The sequence below is a fragment of the Candidatus Omnitrophota bacterium genome (genome assembly GCA_028717245.1).
Classification (GTDB): Bacteria; Omnitrophota; Gorgyraeia; order Gygaellales; family Profunditerraquicolaceae; genus JAGUYA01.
On record JAQUOD010000002.1, the window covers coordinates 42,704 to 64,164 of the forward strand.

The following is a 21,461-nucleotide window of genomic DNA, read 5'->3' on the forward strand; positions in this document are numbered from 1 at the left end:
ATGAGCTTCAACTGCGCAGTCTCCGCACTCTCTCAACTCTTGTCAGATGTCAACTCCGCTATATTGGCTAAAAGCCTGGCCTTATATACTCAAGACGGCCAGACCTCTCTCTATGGAATCCAGCAAGTAGCCAAAGAATATGGTTTGGATCTTTACGCCAGCCAACTCTCCCTTACTGACCTCAAAAATCTAAATCAACCCGCAATTGCCCATTTAGACTTAGGAAATGGCCTTGGCCACTATGTAGTAGTGACCGGAATTGATGTTGAAGGCATTACCTATATAGATAACAGTATCACAAAAACCGTATCATTAACTGAATTCACTGCCCAATGGACAGGATATACGCTTACTACCGAGGCAGGTATTGGCCAGGCCTTAAACGTTGAGCAGAGCTATAGCATAAAAGGGGCAGTGCCTTCTTTAAGCTATTTTGCCGCACCAGACGGTAATCTATATCAGAGAACCGGTGTGGGTGAAAATGGCCAGATGCAGAGCGTGCTCTATCATGGCAGCCAGACTTCTTCCTTTGGGTATAAAGGCACAAATTATCAAACCACCATCTCTGCCAATCAAGGCACAATCACTTATTCCGGCTATTTCCTGGGTGAAGATGGTAACCTGTATAAGATACCTGATAACAATTCCGGTCCAATCCAAGGCAACTTATATGAAGGAACCCAGTCCCAGCCTTTTGACTATAAAGGGGCTACCTATCAAACCACCATTTCTGCTAACCAGGGCACCATCACCTACTCCGGTTATTTCAAAAGCGAAGACGGCAACCTCTATAAGATAACCGGCGCAGATGATGACGGCCAAATCCAGGGTTCCCTTTATGATGGCGAGCAGAATTCTTCCTTTGAATACAAAGGCACTACCTATCAAACCACTATCTCTGCTAACCAAGGCGTAATTATTTATTCCGGTTATTTTAAGGGCGAGGATGAAAACCTCTATAAGATTACCGGCACCAGCGATGACGGCCAAATCCAGGGCACGCTCTACGACGGCAGCCAGATAGATTCCTTTGAATATAAAGGCGCTACCTATCAGACCATTATTTCTGCCAACCAAGGCGCAATTACCTACTCCGGATATTTCAAAGGCGAAGACGAGAATCTCTATAGGATAACCGGCGCAGATGAGGAGGGTAAGATTCAGGGCTCATTCTATGACGGATTTCGCGTTCTTGAGACCTATACTTATGCGGGGCAAAGCTACCAGATAGAAATGACTGCCACCCAAGGCCAGATTACTTATTCTGGTTTTTTTGTGGGCAGCGATGGCAACCTCTATCAGGTAACCGGCGCTGACGCCTCTACCGGCAATATCCAGGGCACTCTCTATACCCCTTCTACTGAATTGAATTGCGCGGTTCAGTCCTTAAGCGTGCTCCTGCCTGATATAGGCTCTGCTACTTTAACCCAGGAACTTCTTCCTTATACGGTTAATGGCCAGACGTCTATGTACGGCATCCAGCAGGTCGCCAGCAAATACGGCTTAAACCTTTATGCGGTAGAATTCTCCTTAGAAGAAATCCTGCAATTAGGAGAAGGCGCCATTGCCCATTTAGTGGTGGGTAGCAATCAGGGCCACTGGGTGGCGATTTATCCAGAAAAAGGTATTTATATTGATAATGGCATAGAGAAATCCCTTGATGCTTCAGAATTTGCTACTCAATTTAGCGGATATATCCTAACCGTCCAATCGGATATTGGCCTGGCCTTAACAAATGAACAGATGCAGGGCATACAAGGGAGTGAAGTAGAACACTGGGATTTTAGTACGGATACGCCAGGTCCATATGAATTGGGTGGAGGAGCAGATGAGGGCGGCGTTGATATTACGATAAATGATGATGGCTCGGCTACTTATACCTATCCTGATGGTAGCTCAAGGGACGCCACATTTGATTCAGATGGTAATCTTACGAGCACTACTGATCATGACAGCGATGGCACTACCATAATTAATGTTTATGGTGACGTAGATATTGGTATAGATGGAGACGAAGACGTAGACATTAATATAAACCAAGGGGGCAATGGATATATTGCTGTGGCCGGCGGCAATGTGGATATTACTATAAATGCCGGCGGCAATTTATCAAGTTTTACTATGACCGGCGGTAATGCAACTATTACTGCAAATGCAGAAGCTACAGGATATATCGCAGGAGTAAGCGGCGGCACGCTCAATATCACAGATAACGGAGGGGACACGAGTGATATATATATAAATTCTGATGGTTATACCGGCGGTGTTATAACTGTAGACGATAATCCAATTTCACTACCACCAGGCACACCACTATCCTATGAACCCGATTCAGATACTCCTGGGGTGGGTTCTTCTTCTGTAGCAGGTTATAATTGCGCAGTTTACGCCCTCTTGCAATTCCTCCCAGGTATAGGCCTTACAGCTTTAGCGCAAAAAATCAACGTAGAAAATTATAAATACCAAATAGAGGCATTTAACAAAATTATAAGTAGTGAAATTTTCTTTGAAGTAATCATCAGAGTGGCTTCTGATTACGCTTTAGACTTAAACGCGGTTAAACTTACCTTAGAAGGGCTTCAGCAAATAGCAGAGCCGGCAATCGTCCATTTAGACTTAGGGAATGGCCAGGGCCATTATATAGTGGTTACCCAAACCGCAGATAACACAATTACCTACATAGATAATGAGATCATCAAGACTGTATCAGAGGATGATTTTACGGCCCTCTGGACAGGATACGCCTTAATTACTCAACCAAATAATATAGGAGAAGTTTTGGCCCTTCAGGAGATACTGAACATAAAAGGCGCTACGGTAACTATCGGAGGCCGTCGTGTTGGCGGCAGTAGTAGTAAAGGCAGCAGTAATTCAGGCGGCGGTAATACAACTGCTGGAGGCGGCAGCACTACTCAGCCCGCACAATCCCCTTCAATAGTCTCAGGCCCGCCAATGCCGCAAAGTTTAAAAGAATATCAAGATTTAAATAAAACTTTTCTCAATACCGACAAATATACTTATCAATATGACCGCAGCAAAGATATGCTAACCGTATACGACCATACAGACCCCTCTAATGTTACAGCTATTATGGTTTATTATGATGCTACAGTTAGATCTGGGGATAAGCTCGTTGATGCTACTATTACCATAACAGTAGGTGGAGGATCTCTTGTTGGCGGTGCCAAACCTACTTCTCCGGTTACGGTTATTGATGAGCCCGGTAAGGGTCCGTGGGTAGTTGATTTAACTGAAGTCTCTGATGGTTCACGGGTAACATATAATTTTATCGAAGGGACGACAACTACAATAACAGGTTCAGGAGGGCAAGATAATTCAACTATGGTTATAGATGATTGGAAAACAGGGCAAAAAACCACGCTTGACTATCAATGGAATCCTAGCCACGGGCAACAGCCTGTTAAGGCAACCGTAGTTAATGGCGGTACTACAATTGAGTACAATTATAATATCTGGGGGCAGGTAGAGACGGTGCATACGGTAAATATAGATTCGTTGGGCCATATCGTTACTGATACAACACAGAACCCTAACGGCTTTTTCGTTTCCGAAGAGCCGCAAACTATTAACGGAATAACTTATAATGTCGCTTTAGATGACGATTACTATGGCCGTAACGCCGGGCAAGTCTTAGAATACAAAAATGATAAGGGAGAGAAGTGCACCCAGATTTATGAGACGCTTTATATTGAGGGGAATATATTCACTGCTGTCCCTACTGAGTTTAGCGTAGTAGAGAACGGGATGTTGAAATATAGGGCAAATGCTACAGATTTTAGTGTGTATAAGGACGCAAGCGGAAATATAAATTTGAAGGTTGGGAAGAAAAACGTATGGGAGCATGTTTCTCCCTCCAACGACGGCTATCCTGGCTATCCTATTGTATATACTACTGATGCGCAAAATAAAATATTATCCATTGATATGGTTTTTGGGAGTAAGCCCGAGTTTACCAAAGTTGGCGCACAAGATATCTATACCAGCACAAACGGCTATGTGGTTGTAGAAAATGGTGAAATAAAAGACATAAATATTCTTAAACAAGTTGCGCAGCCTCAAAAAGATAATGGTGAGGTTTCAGCACCCAGCGTTAACCTCTCAGGCGAGCCGTATTCTGCTCAATGCTTTAGTGATTTTATCGGTGCTGGAATTTCCGATAAGAAATCTACGCCCACACCAACGCCTTCTCCAACGCCAACACCGACAGCTACACCGGCTCCGGCCCTATCTCCGACTCCAACTATAACAGGTGGCGCATCTTCGCCTTCACCTCTTCAGCTAGTTATCGATACTTTTGCAGAAATAATCACTTTGGGAGGAGCTCAGACTCAAACCTATAATAGCAACTGCGCGGCAAATGCTTTGAGCGTTGTCTTACCGGAAATAAACCCTTCCCTAAACGGAATAGATACTTATACCCTCTACAACCAACTCACTCCTTACACAGACCAGCATAAGCAAACCTCTGAATACGGAATCCAGCAGATAGCTGCTAGCTATGGCGTAAAGCTTGATGCCACCAAAATAGATTATAATGGGCTAAGAAATCTGGGGACACCTGCTGTAGCCCACCTTCAGCTTGATGAGGGTCAGGGACATTGGGTTGCGGTTAACCCTGAAAATGGTGTTTACACAGATAACGGCGCGATTAATCCTTTAAATTCAGCAGAATTTAGCGAACATTTTGACGGTATTATTTTAGCCTCTACGCCTACCCGAGGCCCTCCGGTGAGTGTTGAAGAAACCCAAAACATAATGGGTGGTTTTGATTTTGGCAATGTGTTTTCTGGAGTTATTGGTGGAGTTTCCGGAGCAATAGGAGGCTTGATTTCCGGGTATGGCAATGGAGGAATTACTGGGGCAATTAATGGTGCAATTACCGGATGGCAAGCAGGATATAACGCAGGCAGTTCTACCGGAGTTTTTCAAGCCCCCAGCGCAGGATATACTGCAGGGCAACAATCTACAAACAGCCAACCTGTAACTAATTCAGCTACAATTCCAACTACAATAAATAATGGTTCATCCGGTGGCGTCGGTAGTTTAGGTTCTCTTCCGATTTTCCTCGCTATTGGTGCGCCTCTAACCATTCCTGCAAATAATCCCCCTCCCGCTGGCGCAGGAACTGGATTTTTAGATGACCCATTAGGTTGGTTGAATGACAATGCGCTTCAACCAGTGGGTAATTTCCTTACCAGAATCTTTGAACGGCAAGGGGAAGCTATGCTCGTTGAGGCCGAAGCGCAAATGGCCGCAGGAAAGGCTATAGGTAATGCTATAGGTGATTACTTCGCTTCGGTGCAAAAATATGAATTGATGCAGCAAGAAAACGAAATATTGATGGCTGGGTTGATTGCAGACGTATTCACTCCGGATAAAGATTTTGATAAGATTGGGGCTGCGCAGGCGGCTCTAAGCGATGCTGATAAACTCATACAGGAGCACATAGAAAATAACGGATATTTTAATACTTATGGAGACTTAGGAAAATATCTTTCAGATTTTATGGCTGACCGCGGTATCCCTGCTAATACCCAAGGGCCGCAGGACCAATCTGCAGCGCAGAAAGCTCTTGTTGATGCCTTGATAAATAAAGGCGTGGTCGATTTGGAAGAAATAGCAGGAATATCAACCACAGATATAAATAAATTATCCAAAAAGGACAGGGATACAATAATTGCTTGGGTCGGGGAAAAAGATAGTGAGATTGAAATAAGTAAAATAAATACTTGTTTGGAAGCCATAGGCATAGGTTTAGATAGTAATGGTAAATATGCGGTTACAGATACAGCTAAACTTCAAGATTCCCTGAGTTATCAAGGTGCGCAATACGTCACAAATTATTTTCCTTCATTTCTGACTCTCTTTTTGGAACCGACGGACACTGGTTTGGCTGCGCCTGCCAAGATATCCGGCGGAGAAGAAGCAAAAGCTAAATTGGCAGATTTACTGGGCGGGCTTAATTCCGATATTATAATGGATACAGCAGGTTTAAGCCTTAAAGAAAGAGAAACATACGGGCCTTTATTAAGTCAGTTAAAAGATAGCCCGGAAAATATTTCTATCAACTCTAAAGATTATATCACGCTTTTAGTTTTGGCGTGTAAATTTGTGGAGGGCGTAGAGGATAAAGCAGGAGTAAAGCCGGTTAACTCAATTTATACTAACCAGCCTGCGCCGTTGCCTGTGCCCGGGTCTCAGCCAGAGTTCGTCGGCCGAAATTCTTATAGCTGGGAAGTTATTGATAAAGATAAATTTGAGGCATTCAAAAAGGAAGTCGCTGAGGTTGAGGGATACGAATTCAAACGCAACTCTAACCTCATTAGCTCTTTACCCGAAGATATCAAGAAGAGCCTGGGTTTAACCAATGATGAAGGCAGACTTAATATTTTATCTTTTTCCTTAGACCCAGATGGGGCAACTGCTAAAATAAAACAGGCCTTATCTAAATATTCCGAATATTTTGGTATTAAGGTAGATAATATTGCCGCGCTTGACCTTTCCAGCCTTTACCCGCAATTAAAGGAGGTCAATGATAAGCTTGAGCTTTATTTAGGACCAACTAGGAAGGACGATGGAACATATATTTATGATTCGGATTCGGCTAAATTAGAAGATTTCCGCGATGTTATTGCCGGTAACCAAGAAATTAACCGCAGCCTTAGGCTGATTAGCTTTTTATCTGGAGAGGAACCCAAAGGTAATCTTTTAACATTAGCTTTAGACCCGGCAGAGGTAAGCCCCGAGATAAAGCAGGCCTTAATTAAATATTTTGGTATTAATGTAGATAATATTGCTGCTGCTGATATTTCCGGCCTTACCCAGAAATTAAAGGATGCCAATGATAAGCTGGAGCTCTATTCGGGAACAACCATGCAGGCGGATAAAACATATATTTATGATTCGGCTAAATTAGAAGATTTCCGCAATGTTATTGCAGCAAGAGAAGAAATCAAGCGCACATACAGCCTTATTAACTCTTTATCCGAAGATAAAGATAGCCTTTTGTCCTCAGAGGGTTTAAACCCAGTGGGGGTAACTGCTGAAGCAAGGCAGCTTTTAGCCAAATACGGTTTTAATAATGTCAGTAATATTGCTGTTGTTGACTTAGCCGATTTAGCCTTAGACCCGGCAGAGGTAACTGCCGAAATAAAACAGGCTTTAGCCAAGCAGAACATTAATGTAGATAATATTGTTGCGCTTGACCTGCCCAGCCTTACCCGGCAATTAAAGGAAGCCAATGATAAGTTTGAGACTGATTTAGGGGCAATCAGGCAGGATGATGGGGCATATGTCTTTGATCAGATTAAATTAGAGGATTTTAGGGCGAATTATGAGACTGAAAAATGGGCAGAAACCGTAGAATGCATTCAGAAGGCCTCGGTATTATCCACCGCTGTTGGGGTAGCCCTCTTTGAATTTAATGCCGCCAACTATGGCAATGGAAAGGAAGGCGTATACGAGGCCTATCAGAAAGTTTCTTTATTATCCACCGCTGTTCGGGTAGCCCTCTTTGAATTTAATGCCGCCAACTATGGCAATGGAAAGGAAGGCGTATACGAGGCCTATCAGAAGGCTTCGGTATTATCCACCGTTGCTCAGGCAGCAGTATCTTTCACGACAGCAGGCCAGCTGATTACTTTTTCTCAGATACTTGAGCCCCTGGCAACCACGGCTTTTAGAGAAACAACAAGGAAAGCCGTTGAGGATTTTGAGGCAGTAAAACTTTATAGCCAGGCAGTGCAAAACGCTTTTATAAGCCAAAGAGGTAGCTTTAGTTATGCCTGGGAGAATTTGAAGTATGTTTTGGCAGGAGCAAACCCAGTAGTAGTTGTGGCGGCTGCCGTGGCTTTTGTTGCGATAGCAGTAGTACTACATGTTACAGTGCCTTTATTGATTACAGCTGGTTTAACCGGAGCTGGCGCAGGGGCATTTATTTGGAATGAACGGGGTCCTGCAAAGAATTGGTCTCTACTGGAACGGATAGGTGCCACCATTGGTGCTGCTGCATTGGTACCTCTAATGGCATTGACTTCTGTGTCTGTGGCCCCCGCCGCTGCAGCCGCAGCAACTAACATCGCACCTCTTACAACAGCGTTAATGTTAATAAATTCTGGCCTGCAAGTTGCAGCTTGGGGTATACCCATAAGATTTGCGATAGCGGCTGCGGAAGGAAGAGAGATAACCTTTGGGGGGTTTGTTAAAGATTTAGGTATAGATTTTGTGATTGGAGTTGCCTTTTTTGGGGTGCAGAGAATTTTAGGCCTTTTATCTGCTAATTTAAGTTCTACAAGTTGGATAGTACGTTTATTAAAGGTCTTATTTTACCCTACGGGAATCAAAGAGATTGCTTTGTCGAGCGTAGCCAGGGGATTGATTGGCGCTGGAGCAGCATATATGTTCTCTCCTATACTCGGAGAAGGCGATTTATGGTCAATAGAGAATCTTGAGGCTTTTGGTTATACTTTTGCCTTTCTTGCGTTGGCTAATTTTGCTATCTTAGGGATTGACGGTTTATTAGTAGCTAAGGGTTGGGGCGCGCTGCCGCTTAGAGCTGGTTTACATATCGGCCTTGCCTATGCCAATTTTACTTTTGTCATAAATTCAGCCCAGCACAGCGGGGGTTATACATATGCCCTCGGAGACAAACTTGCTTTTTATGGTTCACAGTTTGGATGGGGATTTTTAGCCGGTTTTATTGGGGTTTCCATAGCTTCTTTAATAGGGGTAGAGAAGGTAGTCAGGTTTCTTAAGTCTGCGTTCATCGGCAAGGGGAGATTTTTTACTTGGCCGCTTCTTGGCGAAGGAATAAGCCTTGGCGCAAGTAAGGTGCTTAATCGCGAATGGAAACCTGGATGGGGAGTTTTAGCAGGATTAGGATTAGTTTTATTAAAGCCGGTGGTTTTCTTATCTCCCGCCACATCCGCCTCTACGCTTATTAAGGTGGCGAGGTGGTTCTTAGTGGGTGGGGGTAGATTTCTTACTTGGCCGGTTATCAGCGTATTCATCAATAATGCCTTTCTTGGCGGCGACCCAATATTAGCTGGTTTAATCGGGCTTAATTTGGCTTTCTTGCCGTCATTGGGTAGTAAGGGGTTGCTAAGCTTAAGGCCTGCGGGTTGGATGGCGGCTGTGCGTTCAATTGCCGGTTGGGCATTTCTGGGAGGAATTAATCGCCTTACATTTAACTATTACTGGGATTTGAATTGGGGCGCTCAGAAAGGCGGTTGGGATGGGTTCTGGGGATATGTCTGGCAAAGAGGCGGTTCTCAGGCATTTATTGAAGGGGCTTATCAGCTCGCAATAGCGCGGCTGGCAATTTTGATAGGCCGCTCCTTATACCCCAAGAGCCCTTCTTCTTTTTCTCTGGGATATTTTCTCACCCAAAGCTTACTGGTTATTGGGCCAGCAGTATTTATTCTGGCAGAATTTGTCTGCCTTCCTCTTTACCCTCCCTTAGCTATGTTAAAGATATCGGGCAACATAGCCAGGACTGAAAAGTTAAAAGGGGATACACTAAACGATATAGAAAAGAAAGAGGCTGAAATAAAAGGAACAGGCATAAGCGATGATGAGTTGAAGGCAATGAAGTTAGGGCTCGCTGAAATCGAGATTGGACTTAACGACCTCAAGAACGTTGATTTAAAGAACTTTAACGATTTAATGAGCCAAAAGTATCTTGATTATTTACGGCCAGATGCTTGGGATATACTGCGTTACCCGGCTATAGGCCTTGCCTTAAATTTCACTTGGTTATTAGTGAAGGCCTTGGGTAAGGCTGCAGGAAGCAAGGTATTTGAGGCCAAGGGTTTGGGGGAGGGTTTAAAAATTGGGGCAGAAGAGTCGTTACTAAAATTGAGAGCTTTAGTGGGAATTGCGGAAGTAGATCCAGAGACTTTAGCGAAACTCACGGAAGTAGGGCGGCTTATTACACAAGTTAAAACAGCCAGCTCCTTATACCAATTAATGTTTTGGATTCCTTTTGTCCGGCCGGGAATTGAGATAGCCTCGCATGGTTTTAATCTATTTTTTAAATCTGAATTTGGCCAGGCATGCTTAGGAAAAGGATTAACAGAATTCTTAATAGATACGTTGGGAGAATTTGACCCGGCAAACATAGCTACAGGAAGAAGCCCCCTTACAAATCAACTTATGCCTGGTATTAATGGTTGGGATGCGTTGTGGAGCGAGGGTATATCTATGGGGGCAAGGGCCCTGGTGAGAGAGGCATTTGCTGATCCTTGGGGTTCGTTTTACGGCGTATTCTTCTTTATCGGCGGGCCTATGTTAGAGAAGGCCTTAACAAACCTAAAGTTTGCTGATATAGGCAAACAGGTTTATACATTTGGTAATGTTGCTAAGGGTGTGGAGAATATATTTGGAAAAGACTCTGCTATAACGCGCTATTTTATGGCCCCTGTGGCAGAAGAATGTGTCTTTGAACAATTAATATCTCCCTTGACAGGCGCTTTAGCGCTTCCTGTTCTTGTTATTTTTGGCCCTGAGGCTTATATGTGGTTCAAAGAAGGACTTGAGGAGATTGTTTTTCCAGACGGCAACGTGAGCGGGGTAAATGTTGACAGCGCTTCAATTCTTTATGACCATTTAGGAAGAAGAGTAGGAGAAGATATAGATTCTCGTGGGAATCCTATTAAGCAGTCCAGAGTTCTTTATGGCCCCGATGGAAGAATCTTGATCGCTGGGACAGAAGGAGTAAAAGCTCCTTCAGGAAGCGCAAGAGCAATTCCTGAACCGAGCAAGCCAAGGATTACAGTAAATAGTGCAGGAATAAACAACATAGAAATACCAATTTCCGGAAATGGATACAATCCTTCTGTAATAATAGAGGATCCTTTGAATCCGTCTTCAGTAATAGTGATTCCTGTTAATATGTTAAGAGCGAATGGTATTGGTACAAGCATAATTCCAGATGGCCCTCCACAACGTATCCTGTTACCTCTGCTTGATTATGAGCGGTTTCGTAAGGTGATAGAATCAAGAGAGGCGGAGGAAGTAAATTCTTCGCCCGAGGTATTTGAGTTAGGTTCCAAATATAATCCAGCCACCAAAGTCCTTGAGCCAGTCCTCATCCCAGTAGAAACAATTCTTTCTGCAGTCCCCTCCCAAAATAGCGAACTAAAACCGACCGGTATATTTCTTAATAATGGAAATAAAGAAGGGCCTATTGCCGTAAGAGAAGGCAGTAATGTCGCGCTAAAATCAGATAAATATCTGATTGTCTTTAATGAGGTAAGGCCTTCCGGAACAGCCCAAGTCCAGGAAGCAAAAGGATTAATTGGGCAAATCGAGGGAATCATTCGGCGTAACAATGGCGAGCTTGATATTGATAAATGGAAAGATCAGCAAACAGCGATAAAAGCACTTTTGAATGAGCGCATAGTTGCCTTAAGGAATGCCGGAGGCAAGACCTTGATTACCGTGGTAGTTGGTGCTGAGTTAGCAAGAAATGGAAAATACCCAACTATTTTTGTTCTTAATGGCGATGCAACTGTTCCATACACAGAAGGAGGGCCCGCTAACGTAATAAATGTAGTTTATAAAGATGTTGCCAAAGAACTGGGAGCAACTGATATGGTTAATCTGGATTCTCTAATACAAGCTTATGAAAAGGCGATAAAGGATAATGATCCAGCAGGAGCTAAATCCATCGCGGAGCAAATAGAAAGAGCGCTTAGAGACCCTAAAACAATCGTTGTTGTTTCCATAGATGCACGCGGGCATTTACCTAATAAATTTGATTGGCATAAAGGAATACGGGAAGCCTTAGAATTGAGAAAGGAAGGCTGGAGAATTCTCGATGAGGTAGATGATCTTTTACTCAGAGAGAACCAATACATTATTTCTCAGGATAGCCTTGTAAAGGATAGCCATATTCTAAGAGACATAGCAAGTAAATCAGAAGAGCTTTTTAAAGATATAAATCTTCAGGGTGACGAAACAGGCTTGACAGGTAAAGGCCCGCTCATAAGAAAAGCCAAGAGCCAGAGGGAATTTGAGTCTTTAGCAAGGCAAGGCGAAATGGTTTACTATCGAGGCCAACCCAGAGGCAACAGCGTTATTGCCGGAGAAGATTTTCTCCTTAGTTGGCCTGTATTCGCACATTATATAGAACAAGGATATGTGCCGAATTTAGTCTACGATGTTGCCAAGGGAAAGGTTCATGAAATTGGGAGCCTCTCAGGCTTAACCCCTGATAGGGGCAAGGGTGAAATGGTGCCTACGTTTAAAGGCGGAGAAGCCCAGCCTGATATGCTGTCAGAAAGCCTTGCTTATAAGGTTGCCCAGACACTGAAATATAATTTAACAATAGGTAAAGATAGCCCCTTCAAATTAGATAATATAAGGGCCTCTACAAAGACAGTAAGGGAGAATCCAATCCAAGAGATGTTTGAGGGCGGCGGCCCAATTATTGGCCTTTCTGCAACTAAATCCGGTGCTGAGAAGATAATGCTTGCTAAAACCGGAGCATCTGGAATAGAAGAAATAGGGCTACAAAGCAATATTAGTGAGATGATAGGGGCAAGGGAGGTGCGAGTGGAGAAAGATACGGGGATTTCGAGATTAATTGATTTAGCCGTTGAAGCCGTTGAAGGCAGAGGGTTAATTGATTTAGCCACCGGAGCCGCTATCGAAGGCAAGCGAGGCGTTTTAATTGAAATAGATAACCCTACATGTTTAGATAGGGTTTTTAAAGAACTGCAAAATTCAGAGAAGTTAAAAGGAAGGCAAGTAGATGCCATTAAAGGAGATACGCCAGTTGATAAAATTGATGAATTACGTAAAAAAATAGGGCCGGAAGCACGTATAGTAGTAGCTCTGCCAAGAGTGGCAAAGCAGTGGAGTTTTAAGGGAAACCTTGATGTGATAATTTATGGAGCTGAGGGTTGGACATGGGATTTCCTTACCCACGGCATAAACAGAAACTGTAGAGACTCTGGGGCGGTAGGAAACAAGATAGTCATTGTTAATGAGGAAAGATTAAATGAGACCCTTGCCTACTTAAAAGAAAACCTTTCTTTATACAGGGATTATTCGGATGATGAAGCTAAAGATTTACAAAATTTAGTTAAAAATAAGATAACCGATACAAAAGATATTCTTTCTCTGTCATTAGAAGACAGGCTTCTTTTAAATGCAGATTTTCTTCAGATTGTGCAAACTTCTTCTTCCCATAAGAGCGCCATTCTTACTATCTTTAGAAATACCAGATCAACCGCGCCATTACAGAAATTATTTGATGACGCCGGTCTAACTCCCGAGGAAAGAGAGGTTATCGAGGAAGTAAGAACAAAGGAGAGAAGCGGCCTTTATGGTTTAATCCAAAGATTAAATGACGAGCCGCTTTCAGGCGTAGAATGGGTAAGGGTAGTTTCGCAACAGAGCTGGGAATCAGCAATAAAGATGTGGGATGACCTTTTGAGTTCTAAAGGATTAAGTGAAATGACACTGCAGAAGGTTCAGGAACTGAAAGAATTTGCCCAAAGCAGTAAAGAACATGAGAAAAAAGATTTCGGAAAGATACTGCCTTCTAGATATGGATTAAATCAAGTGCCTGTGAATCACGATTCAGTCTTAGGAGTTGCTAAATATTTAGGGGAGGATATTCTTCCTTCAAGAATTGTTGACTTCTTCGCTTCCACACCAACTGCTACTCAAGTAGCAGGATCCGTAGGTGTTAATAAGGCTCCACCCAAGACAGCAGAAGAATTTGTTAACCAATATTTTGCTAATCTATCCCCTCAAGAAAAATCCGCTGTAAAGGAATATTTAAACGATCCCCAAAATGATTTTGCCCTCGGTAATGGAAACCTGAATACTCGCGGAAGATTATTCGCTGCCCTGATAGATAAAATACTTAGTCTGCCCGGAGAAGAAATAGCCAGCCTGCAGGCAATAGGGATAATCCCTGCTAATGCCGGCGGGATTAAGCTTTCTACAATAGAGACATTCGAATTAGTAAAGGCAATATTTGAAAGTGGATTAGAAGCGGATTTAGATTGGTTAATTTCGGCAGGTAGAGTGATTAAAGCTTTCGGGAACAATCTTCAGCCGATTACTTTTGAGAAAATAAAAGAGTTACAAAAAGAATTTCCTGCCTTAGCCAGATTCATCTTAGCAAATATTGACCAGAGCAAGCCTGAGGGTAAAGAGCTATATCAGAAATGGGATGCCATAGTAACACGTCAGGAGAAGGCAAATAAGAAATATAAGCAAGATATTTCTAAGCTTAACAACCCATCTTTACCTTCAGCAGTAAGAATTATGATGCTTAAACGTGCCTCTGAAGCTATGGAGAAGGCTTGTATTAGCGTTAAGGAAGCCAGAGAGATAAACAATGACCTCGGTGTAGTTGCGGCTTTACTTGGCCTGATTAACACACCAAAAGCACTTGATGAATTTAATAAAGCTTATAAAGACTTGGTGGAGGTACCCAACATAGAAAAGGAAAAAATTGATAATGTTTCGCTTGCTACTTTAGCAAAATTAGTAAACGGCGAAACCAAGCTCGTTGACTTTATTATATCCATAGGCAAAGAAGGTCTTTTTGATGCAGCCTGCGATGTAAGGAATGTTCTTGGCGTAATAGAGAAGCTTACAAAAGTAAAAGGGATTTGGAACTGGGGTGAAAAAATTACTCAAGAAGCGGTGAATAAATATGCTGAAAAATTTACCAAAGGCGATACAAAGAAGGCAGAGGCTGAACTGAAGAAATTAGCCGCTGATTTAGAAAAAGATATTAAATCTTTGCAAGAGAAATTAAAGGGCTGGAATCCGCAAGAAGGAATTACAATGAAAGTTATCCAGGAGATAGCTAAGATTGATAATCTAGATTCGAATGATGCAGATCTGAAGGTAGTTTATATTCTCTTCTTAGGTCTTGCGACTACCGATGAAGAAATTGCAAAGATAAAAAAGAATGCCGAAATCGCCGCTTCGCTTAAGGGAATATATCTGGTAATTACGGAGACGGATGGAAGGGTAGAGTTTGTAGATGTTGAGCCAAAAGATGGTAAAGTAAAAATTGGCGATAAAGAGTTAGGGGTTAAGGAATTCTATCCAATGGAGTCCCTGCCGCTAAATATTTTAAGAAATATAAAGCTTTTCGGCCATATTGCTCAAGGCGAAACAATTACTTTGGGTGAAGGAGCCAACCAAATAACACTTACTCCTTACCAAAAAGAAGCTAATTGGAAAGTAGTAGCAGAAGGCGGGAAATTAGATTATCAAAGATTTGATGCGGGGACTGAATTTGAAGATAAAGCAACAGGTGATATCTGGCAGCCTACTGAACAAGGGTTTAGGATAGTCCAGACTATGGATGGCCTTAAAATAGAATATAACGCTGACGGTACAAAAACTATAACAGTAGTTGCGGCCGAAAGGAAGTATGCGGTTTTGAGCGATGGGTTAGTGGTTTACTTAAGCAATGGCGTATCTTACGTTAGATCTGATAAGGATAATTCACATACGCCCAACTTTAGAAAAGACTTAATTGGCCAGGAGATCGGGACTATAAAGAATGGTGCTGGAGAACAGATTGGCAGAGTTAAGTTAGAAGCCAATCCTGATAATCCGGATGAACCTTTTACAGTATATATCTATGACCGCGATTATACCTTTACAGGAAAAGATTCAGAGGGGAAAGAGGTATCTGTTACTACCTCCCAAGGCACAGAGATTAAATATAATCATCAGGGAGAATATGTGAGCCGAGTATTAAATGGTCTGGAATACAAACGGGACGGAGTAGTAACCGTAGTTGCTGCCGAAGGAGTAGAATTACCATTGCCCGGGATACGTTCACTTATTTTAAATATTCCTGTGGGTACATCTTTTGTATTCGGTCCTTTCGGCCCTCAATTGCCCGACGGCCAGTATAACCTTAAAGGCGACGGCGGTTCGGTTATAATAGGAGCTATTGATGGTAAGAAAAATTACACAGTTACGCTTAAAAAGGATGCTAAAGTTGGTTTAATGGAATTCGCTGCAGGATCAAAGGCTAAAATCGAGTTTATGTCTGACGAGGAAGTAAAGAATATGTTTGGAGATTCTTTAGATAAAGAAAAAACGCAGGCAGCCATCGAATTATCCGGGTTATCATTCCCTCCCCAAGTAACTTTATTAAAAGGTAGTTATGTTTCTGGCGGTTTACAGGTTGTTGTCCAAGACGATGGCAGCCTAACCGCAAAAGTTATCAGCGAAGGCGGAAACAGATACGCGTTTATGCAACAAGAGGTTATTTTGCCTAAGGCAACGCCAGTTAAGGTAGATAGAGCTGGCAATATAACAGGTATTACTCCTGGCCGTTATGAATCTTCAGACAAAAAAGGCTCAATAGAGCTGGATGAAGATGGAACTTATACCGTAACTTACAGTAAGGAAGTAGATTTAGATTTGACTATTGGGGAAGAGGCTGAGAAAAAAGACAAGAAAGAACATCATTTAGGCGGAACAGTTATCCTCTATACCCCTATTCCAGGTGAAGAGGGTAACTTTAGAGTATATGTTTTAAAAGAAGGCGATCAGCATGATCCAAAATCGCCTGCTAAAGCTCCTGACGTAGTTGCACCAGACGCCAAAGAGTTTTCTTTGGAGGTATTAATAGGTAAGGAAATAAGCCTTAATGGTTCAGGAAAGGGCAGAATAGCGAGGAATAACGGGAATAAAGATGTGGCTCAAGTCCTTGATCTAAATAATAAGCCTGTAGCCGAATTAAAATATATTTCCAATAATGGTGAAGGCGCAGCAGAGATTGTCGTTAATAGTATTGATGGTTTAGGAGAAGGTGCGCTGGAAGAATTAACAAAGAACCTGAAAGAGAGCTTACCGGCTCCGTTTAAAGATAACATAACTGTAAGGACAAACAACACTAATAATGGAAATGGAAACGGCTCTGATTCAGCGAAAGGCCCAGAACATTCTAAGAAAGACAATAAACCCGGTTCACCCGGAATGTTATCTATTGTACCATTTGTCTTTATATCTTCGGCATTCATGACCCCTTATGCCACCGGTCCGCCGATAGCCGGACTCAATGTTGCTTTATTCGCAAGCATTGCTGTGGTTGTAGCTGTAAGTGTAGTTGTAACAATTGGCTTTATAAAATATATTAAGAATCAAAAAGAAGGCGCAAAATGGCAGAGTATAATAGAACAGACAATCTGGAATTTGAAGTTGACCATCTCGTGGTTCTTGAGAAAGACGGAAGGATTATGGTCGCTGCTAAGTCGGATGCTCTCTTCCTTATTGACCAGCACACCGGAGAGGTTTGCGTCCATCAACCCGATGGGTCATGGGAAAAGCTCTGGGGTACTGAAAGCAGAGGAGTCATCGCCCACACCGTCGCAGCGCGTAATCAAGGGGTCCCAGTCTATCTGCAATAAGGGTAGCGGGCCTTCTTACACCCTCCAATCTCTCGGACAACGCGTTCCGGCCTTATATCATCCTGATAATAATAAAAATACATTTCACAATATGCCGACTGCGGAGGAAGTTAGATCCTGGGCTAAAACATTAGAAAAGTCTTATCCGAAGGTTGCGGCTGAGTTATATAGATTAGCAAGACTGCTTAAAAGACTTGAAGAACTCACGGGTGGAGAACCTATTGCCAAAAGGGATAATAAAGGAGAGTATGAATACCATTCTAAACTGGGTAGAAATAGACAGGAGGCAGAAGCCAAAATTAATGAATTACTTGGAGGAACGGATGCCGCTTTTGTCATTAGTCAGGTTATAGTTCATGAAAAAGAGGAAGACCATAAAAAAGGAATAACTAGCCAGTTAGCCCAAATAATACATACTATCCGGATAAAAGATATTATAAAGGCAGCCGATACAGTTAATACGGAGCTGGTTGACCTCTTAGATAAGAGGAGCCCTGATGATAGTAAAGATGATCTTAAAGTCAGGGCTATTATGGCAGTCATAATTAGACGCATATTTAGAGTAAACGGCAATAGGGCTATAACCATAGACGAAAATGCGAAAGAAGGCGCTCTATATGATTTAGGAAATATTGGAATAGTTGATAGGAAGTTGGAAGAGATAAGGGAAATGACAGAGGAATTCTATAAAGGATACGGTAATTATGAGCCAAATTTATTAATACATTTAGCCAATGCTGTAAAGATAAAAATACAGAACTATGATTGGTATGATGCAGAAGAAATAACAGAGCTCTTGAAAATTAAAGAGCTTGACAACGGAGAAGTTGAAGGTAGACTTAAAAAACTTGAAGATGGACTCGGCCAGACCAAAGAAGAACTCGGCCAGACCAAAGAAGAACTCGGCCAGACCAAGAAGACGGCCGAAGAGGCCAAAGAGGCAGCGAAAGACACTATTAAGATAGAGGATATGCCAGTCCGTAGAGTCCATTGCGTTGTTTCTTTTGTGCGTTCTCTTACTTGGTTAACTTCTATAATGAAAGATAAAATTATCAGCGCGATAGAAACATCAGATAGAGAATTATCCACTATCTTAAATATCTTTAATACAAAAATAATAGAATTTAAATTAGGATTAGAGAAAAGATTAGCGGCCTTTGCTGTTGATATAGATAGATTAAGAGAACTCCTGAAAAAGGGTATAACAATATATGCTCTGGAGAAAATAGGAAACGGAGAATATCATTTTGTGCAAATAATAAAAATCAATGAAGACGGGACAGTGTCGGTTTTAGATAATGAATCCGAAGATGAAAAAGGCATAGCAGGACGCTCAGATGTGCGCTTAATAAATCTGGTTAAAATAAAAGGAAAGTTTTTGGTGGTTTCTTATGAAAAGTATAAAGAAGGGCAAGAAGAAGGTGTATTTAAGAAAGAAGAGGAACTTTCTAAGAAAGAGATAGAGAGTATAAAGGGGAAAGTTAATACACTTTCGCCTAGCAACACCGCGCCCGGCACCAGCACCCCAGGTGGCGAAGTTGCCCCGGGCGGCGGAAGCGGAGCAGGCGCTGTTGGTGGAAGCAAAGGTTCAGCCACAGGTTCCGGCGCCGCAGGCTTCGGTGGCATAAGCGGTGAAGATTCAATATTCGGGGATAGCGGGGTAGTGATTATAGGCGGGGTTGCTTACCCGATACAAGGCGCAGATTTATCAGCATTGATTAACGCTATTTTAGGGACTTTCTTCGGGGTAGTTAATCCGGGCCAAGGCGCGGCTGGGCTGAATGAGAGCGGCAGCGGCAAAGAAGGGGCTTCTTCAATCCAAGGCCAGGTTTCTTATACCGATACCATTGGTAAATATAACGGAGTATCCGCAAGAATTCCTTTTGGCGCAATACCTTTTGGCGCAGGCATACCCGCGGCTCCAGTAGTAATAGTCCTGAACGGAGAGGGGAATAATCCTCAAGATAAAGATAGGGCCCAAGTTGCCGTCAGCGAAATACTCAACCAGATTAAGCTCGGTTCAGCGCGGGCAGTGATATTGAATGAACAATTCGTAATTTTCGTTTGCCAGGCCCAGTTGAACAAGGCGTCGCCGGCAGGGGCAGGGGTATCCATCATCCTCATTTTTGCCAACATCCAATCCCTCGCCCAATTATTGGCTGCTTTCTTAAGCGCCAGCCAGAATCCGAACGATAAATCCACTCCCTCAAACGAAGAAAATGATTTAAGGACGCTCATTGAAGGAATTATAAAAGCCATACTCAAAGATCTTGAGAATAAAGATAAGCTTGAGGATATAATTGTTAAATTAAACGCTGCCCTCGCTTCCCTGATAAATTCCGGCCTTACTCAAGGCATTTCTAAGATTACGGTTACCGTAGTTCCTGCCTCTTCCAAGACAGCTAATGCCGCGGCAGATATGGTAGCTAACAGCGAAAAAGTAGCAACAGGCAGCAGGAGAGCACAACCGACAGAGAGAAAAGAAAACGCTTTCACCCCCGAAGAATTAGGCGCTGTTGTAGCAGCGTTATTAAAGGTAATAAGCTCAAGAGACAATGTTTCTGAAAAAACATTAAGCAAATTAGAGCAGCAGGTTGAGGCGTTAGTTGAGTTGGTAAAGGGTCAATATCAGCTCATCCAGCCCAGGCCTGAAAACGGCATAAATACGGTTATTATTATTCTCGGTCCTCCTGCCCCTGAACTCCCTCGCGCAACTATGTTTGGAGGAGTAACAGGGGTCAATAAAAGGGTCAGAAGTAAAAAAGGAGGATCAAATGTTAAAGTTAAATTTAGAGAATTGGCAGATGGAACTAAAATCATTATATACACAATTTATGGTGGCAGAATTCGAAAGGTCCAGAAGAATTACCATGGAGGATCTGGGACAGTTAGTACAGGAAGTGAATCTGAGCTACGACGGAATCCTAGGCCACCAAGCAGCGTAGGCACAACTTTTATACCGGGTTTACTTGGATTTGCTGCTTTACCTTATATAGGGCTTAGTTCTAGCGTAGTAAATTGGCAAACAGGAGCTACAAATTTAGTAGCGATTGGTTTAATCGCGCTGCTATCTTACGTTGCTTATGATCGTATCATTAGATTATTAAAAGCGGCAGAAGAAGGCGCAATTTATAGGCCTCGCAGTCCGCCTGCAAGTAATGGCGTAGAATCCTTAATAATCCAGAGTCAAACCGCCTTTATCAATAATCCTTCCTTAATTCAAAACTTAATAGAAGAAATTAGAAACTTAACCGAGCCGCTTATGCCTCCTACCGTGGCAGGTAGAGTATTTGCGGCTATTGTTGTAATCGGGGGCATGGTGACAGGAGCCCTCCTCCAGGGATTGACCCCTCTTGTTGCAGCCCCCGTTACAACTATAATCATAGGAGGTGTAATATGGTTAACTACACTGAACTGGATTTTGACCACATCGTTGAGTTCATCCACGACTCTACCGTCTTCGCTGCTGCTAGAGAGAACGGCAATGGCCATATGCGGATTTTCCTTATTAATGAGCTTACCGGCCACGTTTACACCCGTAACGGCCGCGCTGATTCTTGGGAGCAGCTTTTTGGCAGCGACCGCGAAACTATTCTCACTCGCCTTAGCGCAGCGCGCAACAACCACACGCCGGTCTACAGGATCAACGGAACCAACGGCTCGTTATAACGGAGGTAAGCGAGCCGCTGGTTCTCCATTAATTCCGCCTATTTTGTCATACTACGCTACGCCTTCGCAAGAGAAATCCGGACATGTAGGGGGAATGAGAACCGGTGGTGGAGTAACTTTACGTTGCAATGACGAATTTACAGTAGTATTGCAGGTTGGTAATACGTTGGTAGCGATAATAAAAGATAAATTAGGTTTAGGTAGTTACCGTGCAGTCAGAATTGATGGGGATAGCCAACAATTAGGCAGAGAGGTGTCATTTACAGAGAGTATTGAGATAGGTAGAGACGAACAGAGTGGCAGATTTAAATTAGGTTCTCAGATTTCAAGCGTATGGAGTGATACTCAAGTGTCACGTAGGCATAC

The 21,461-nt window shown here is 42.8% G+C and carries 1 pseudogene (cut by a window edge); it reads left to right on the forward strand.

The annotated features are described in order from the left end of the window. Positions 1-21,461 (forward strand): annotated as a pseudogene (malQ, locus tag PHV44_02100) (4-alpha-glucanotransferase) (it continues 75,049 nt past the right edge of the window).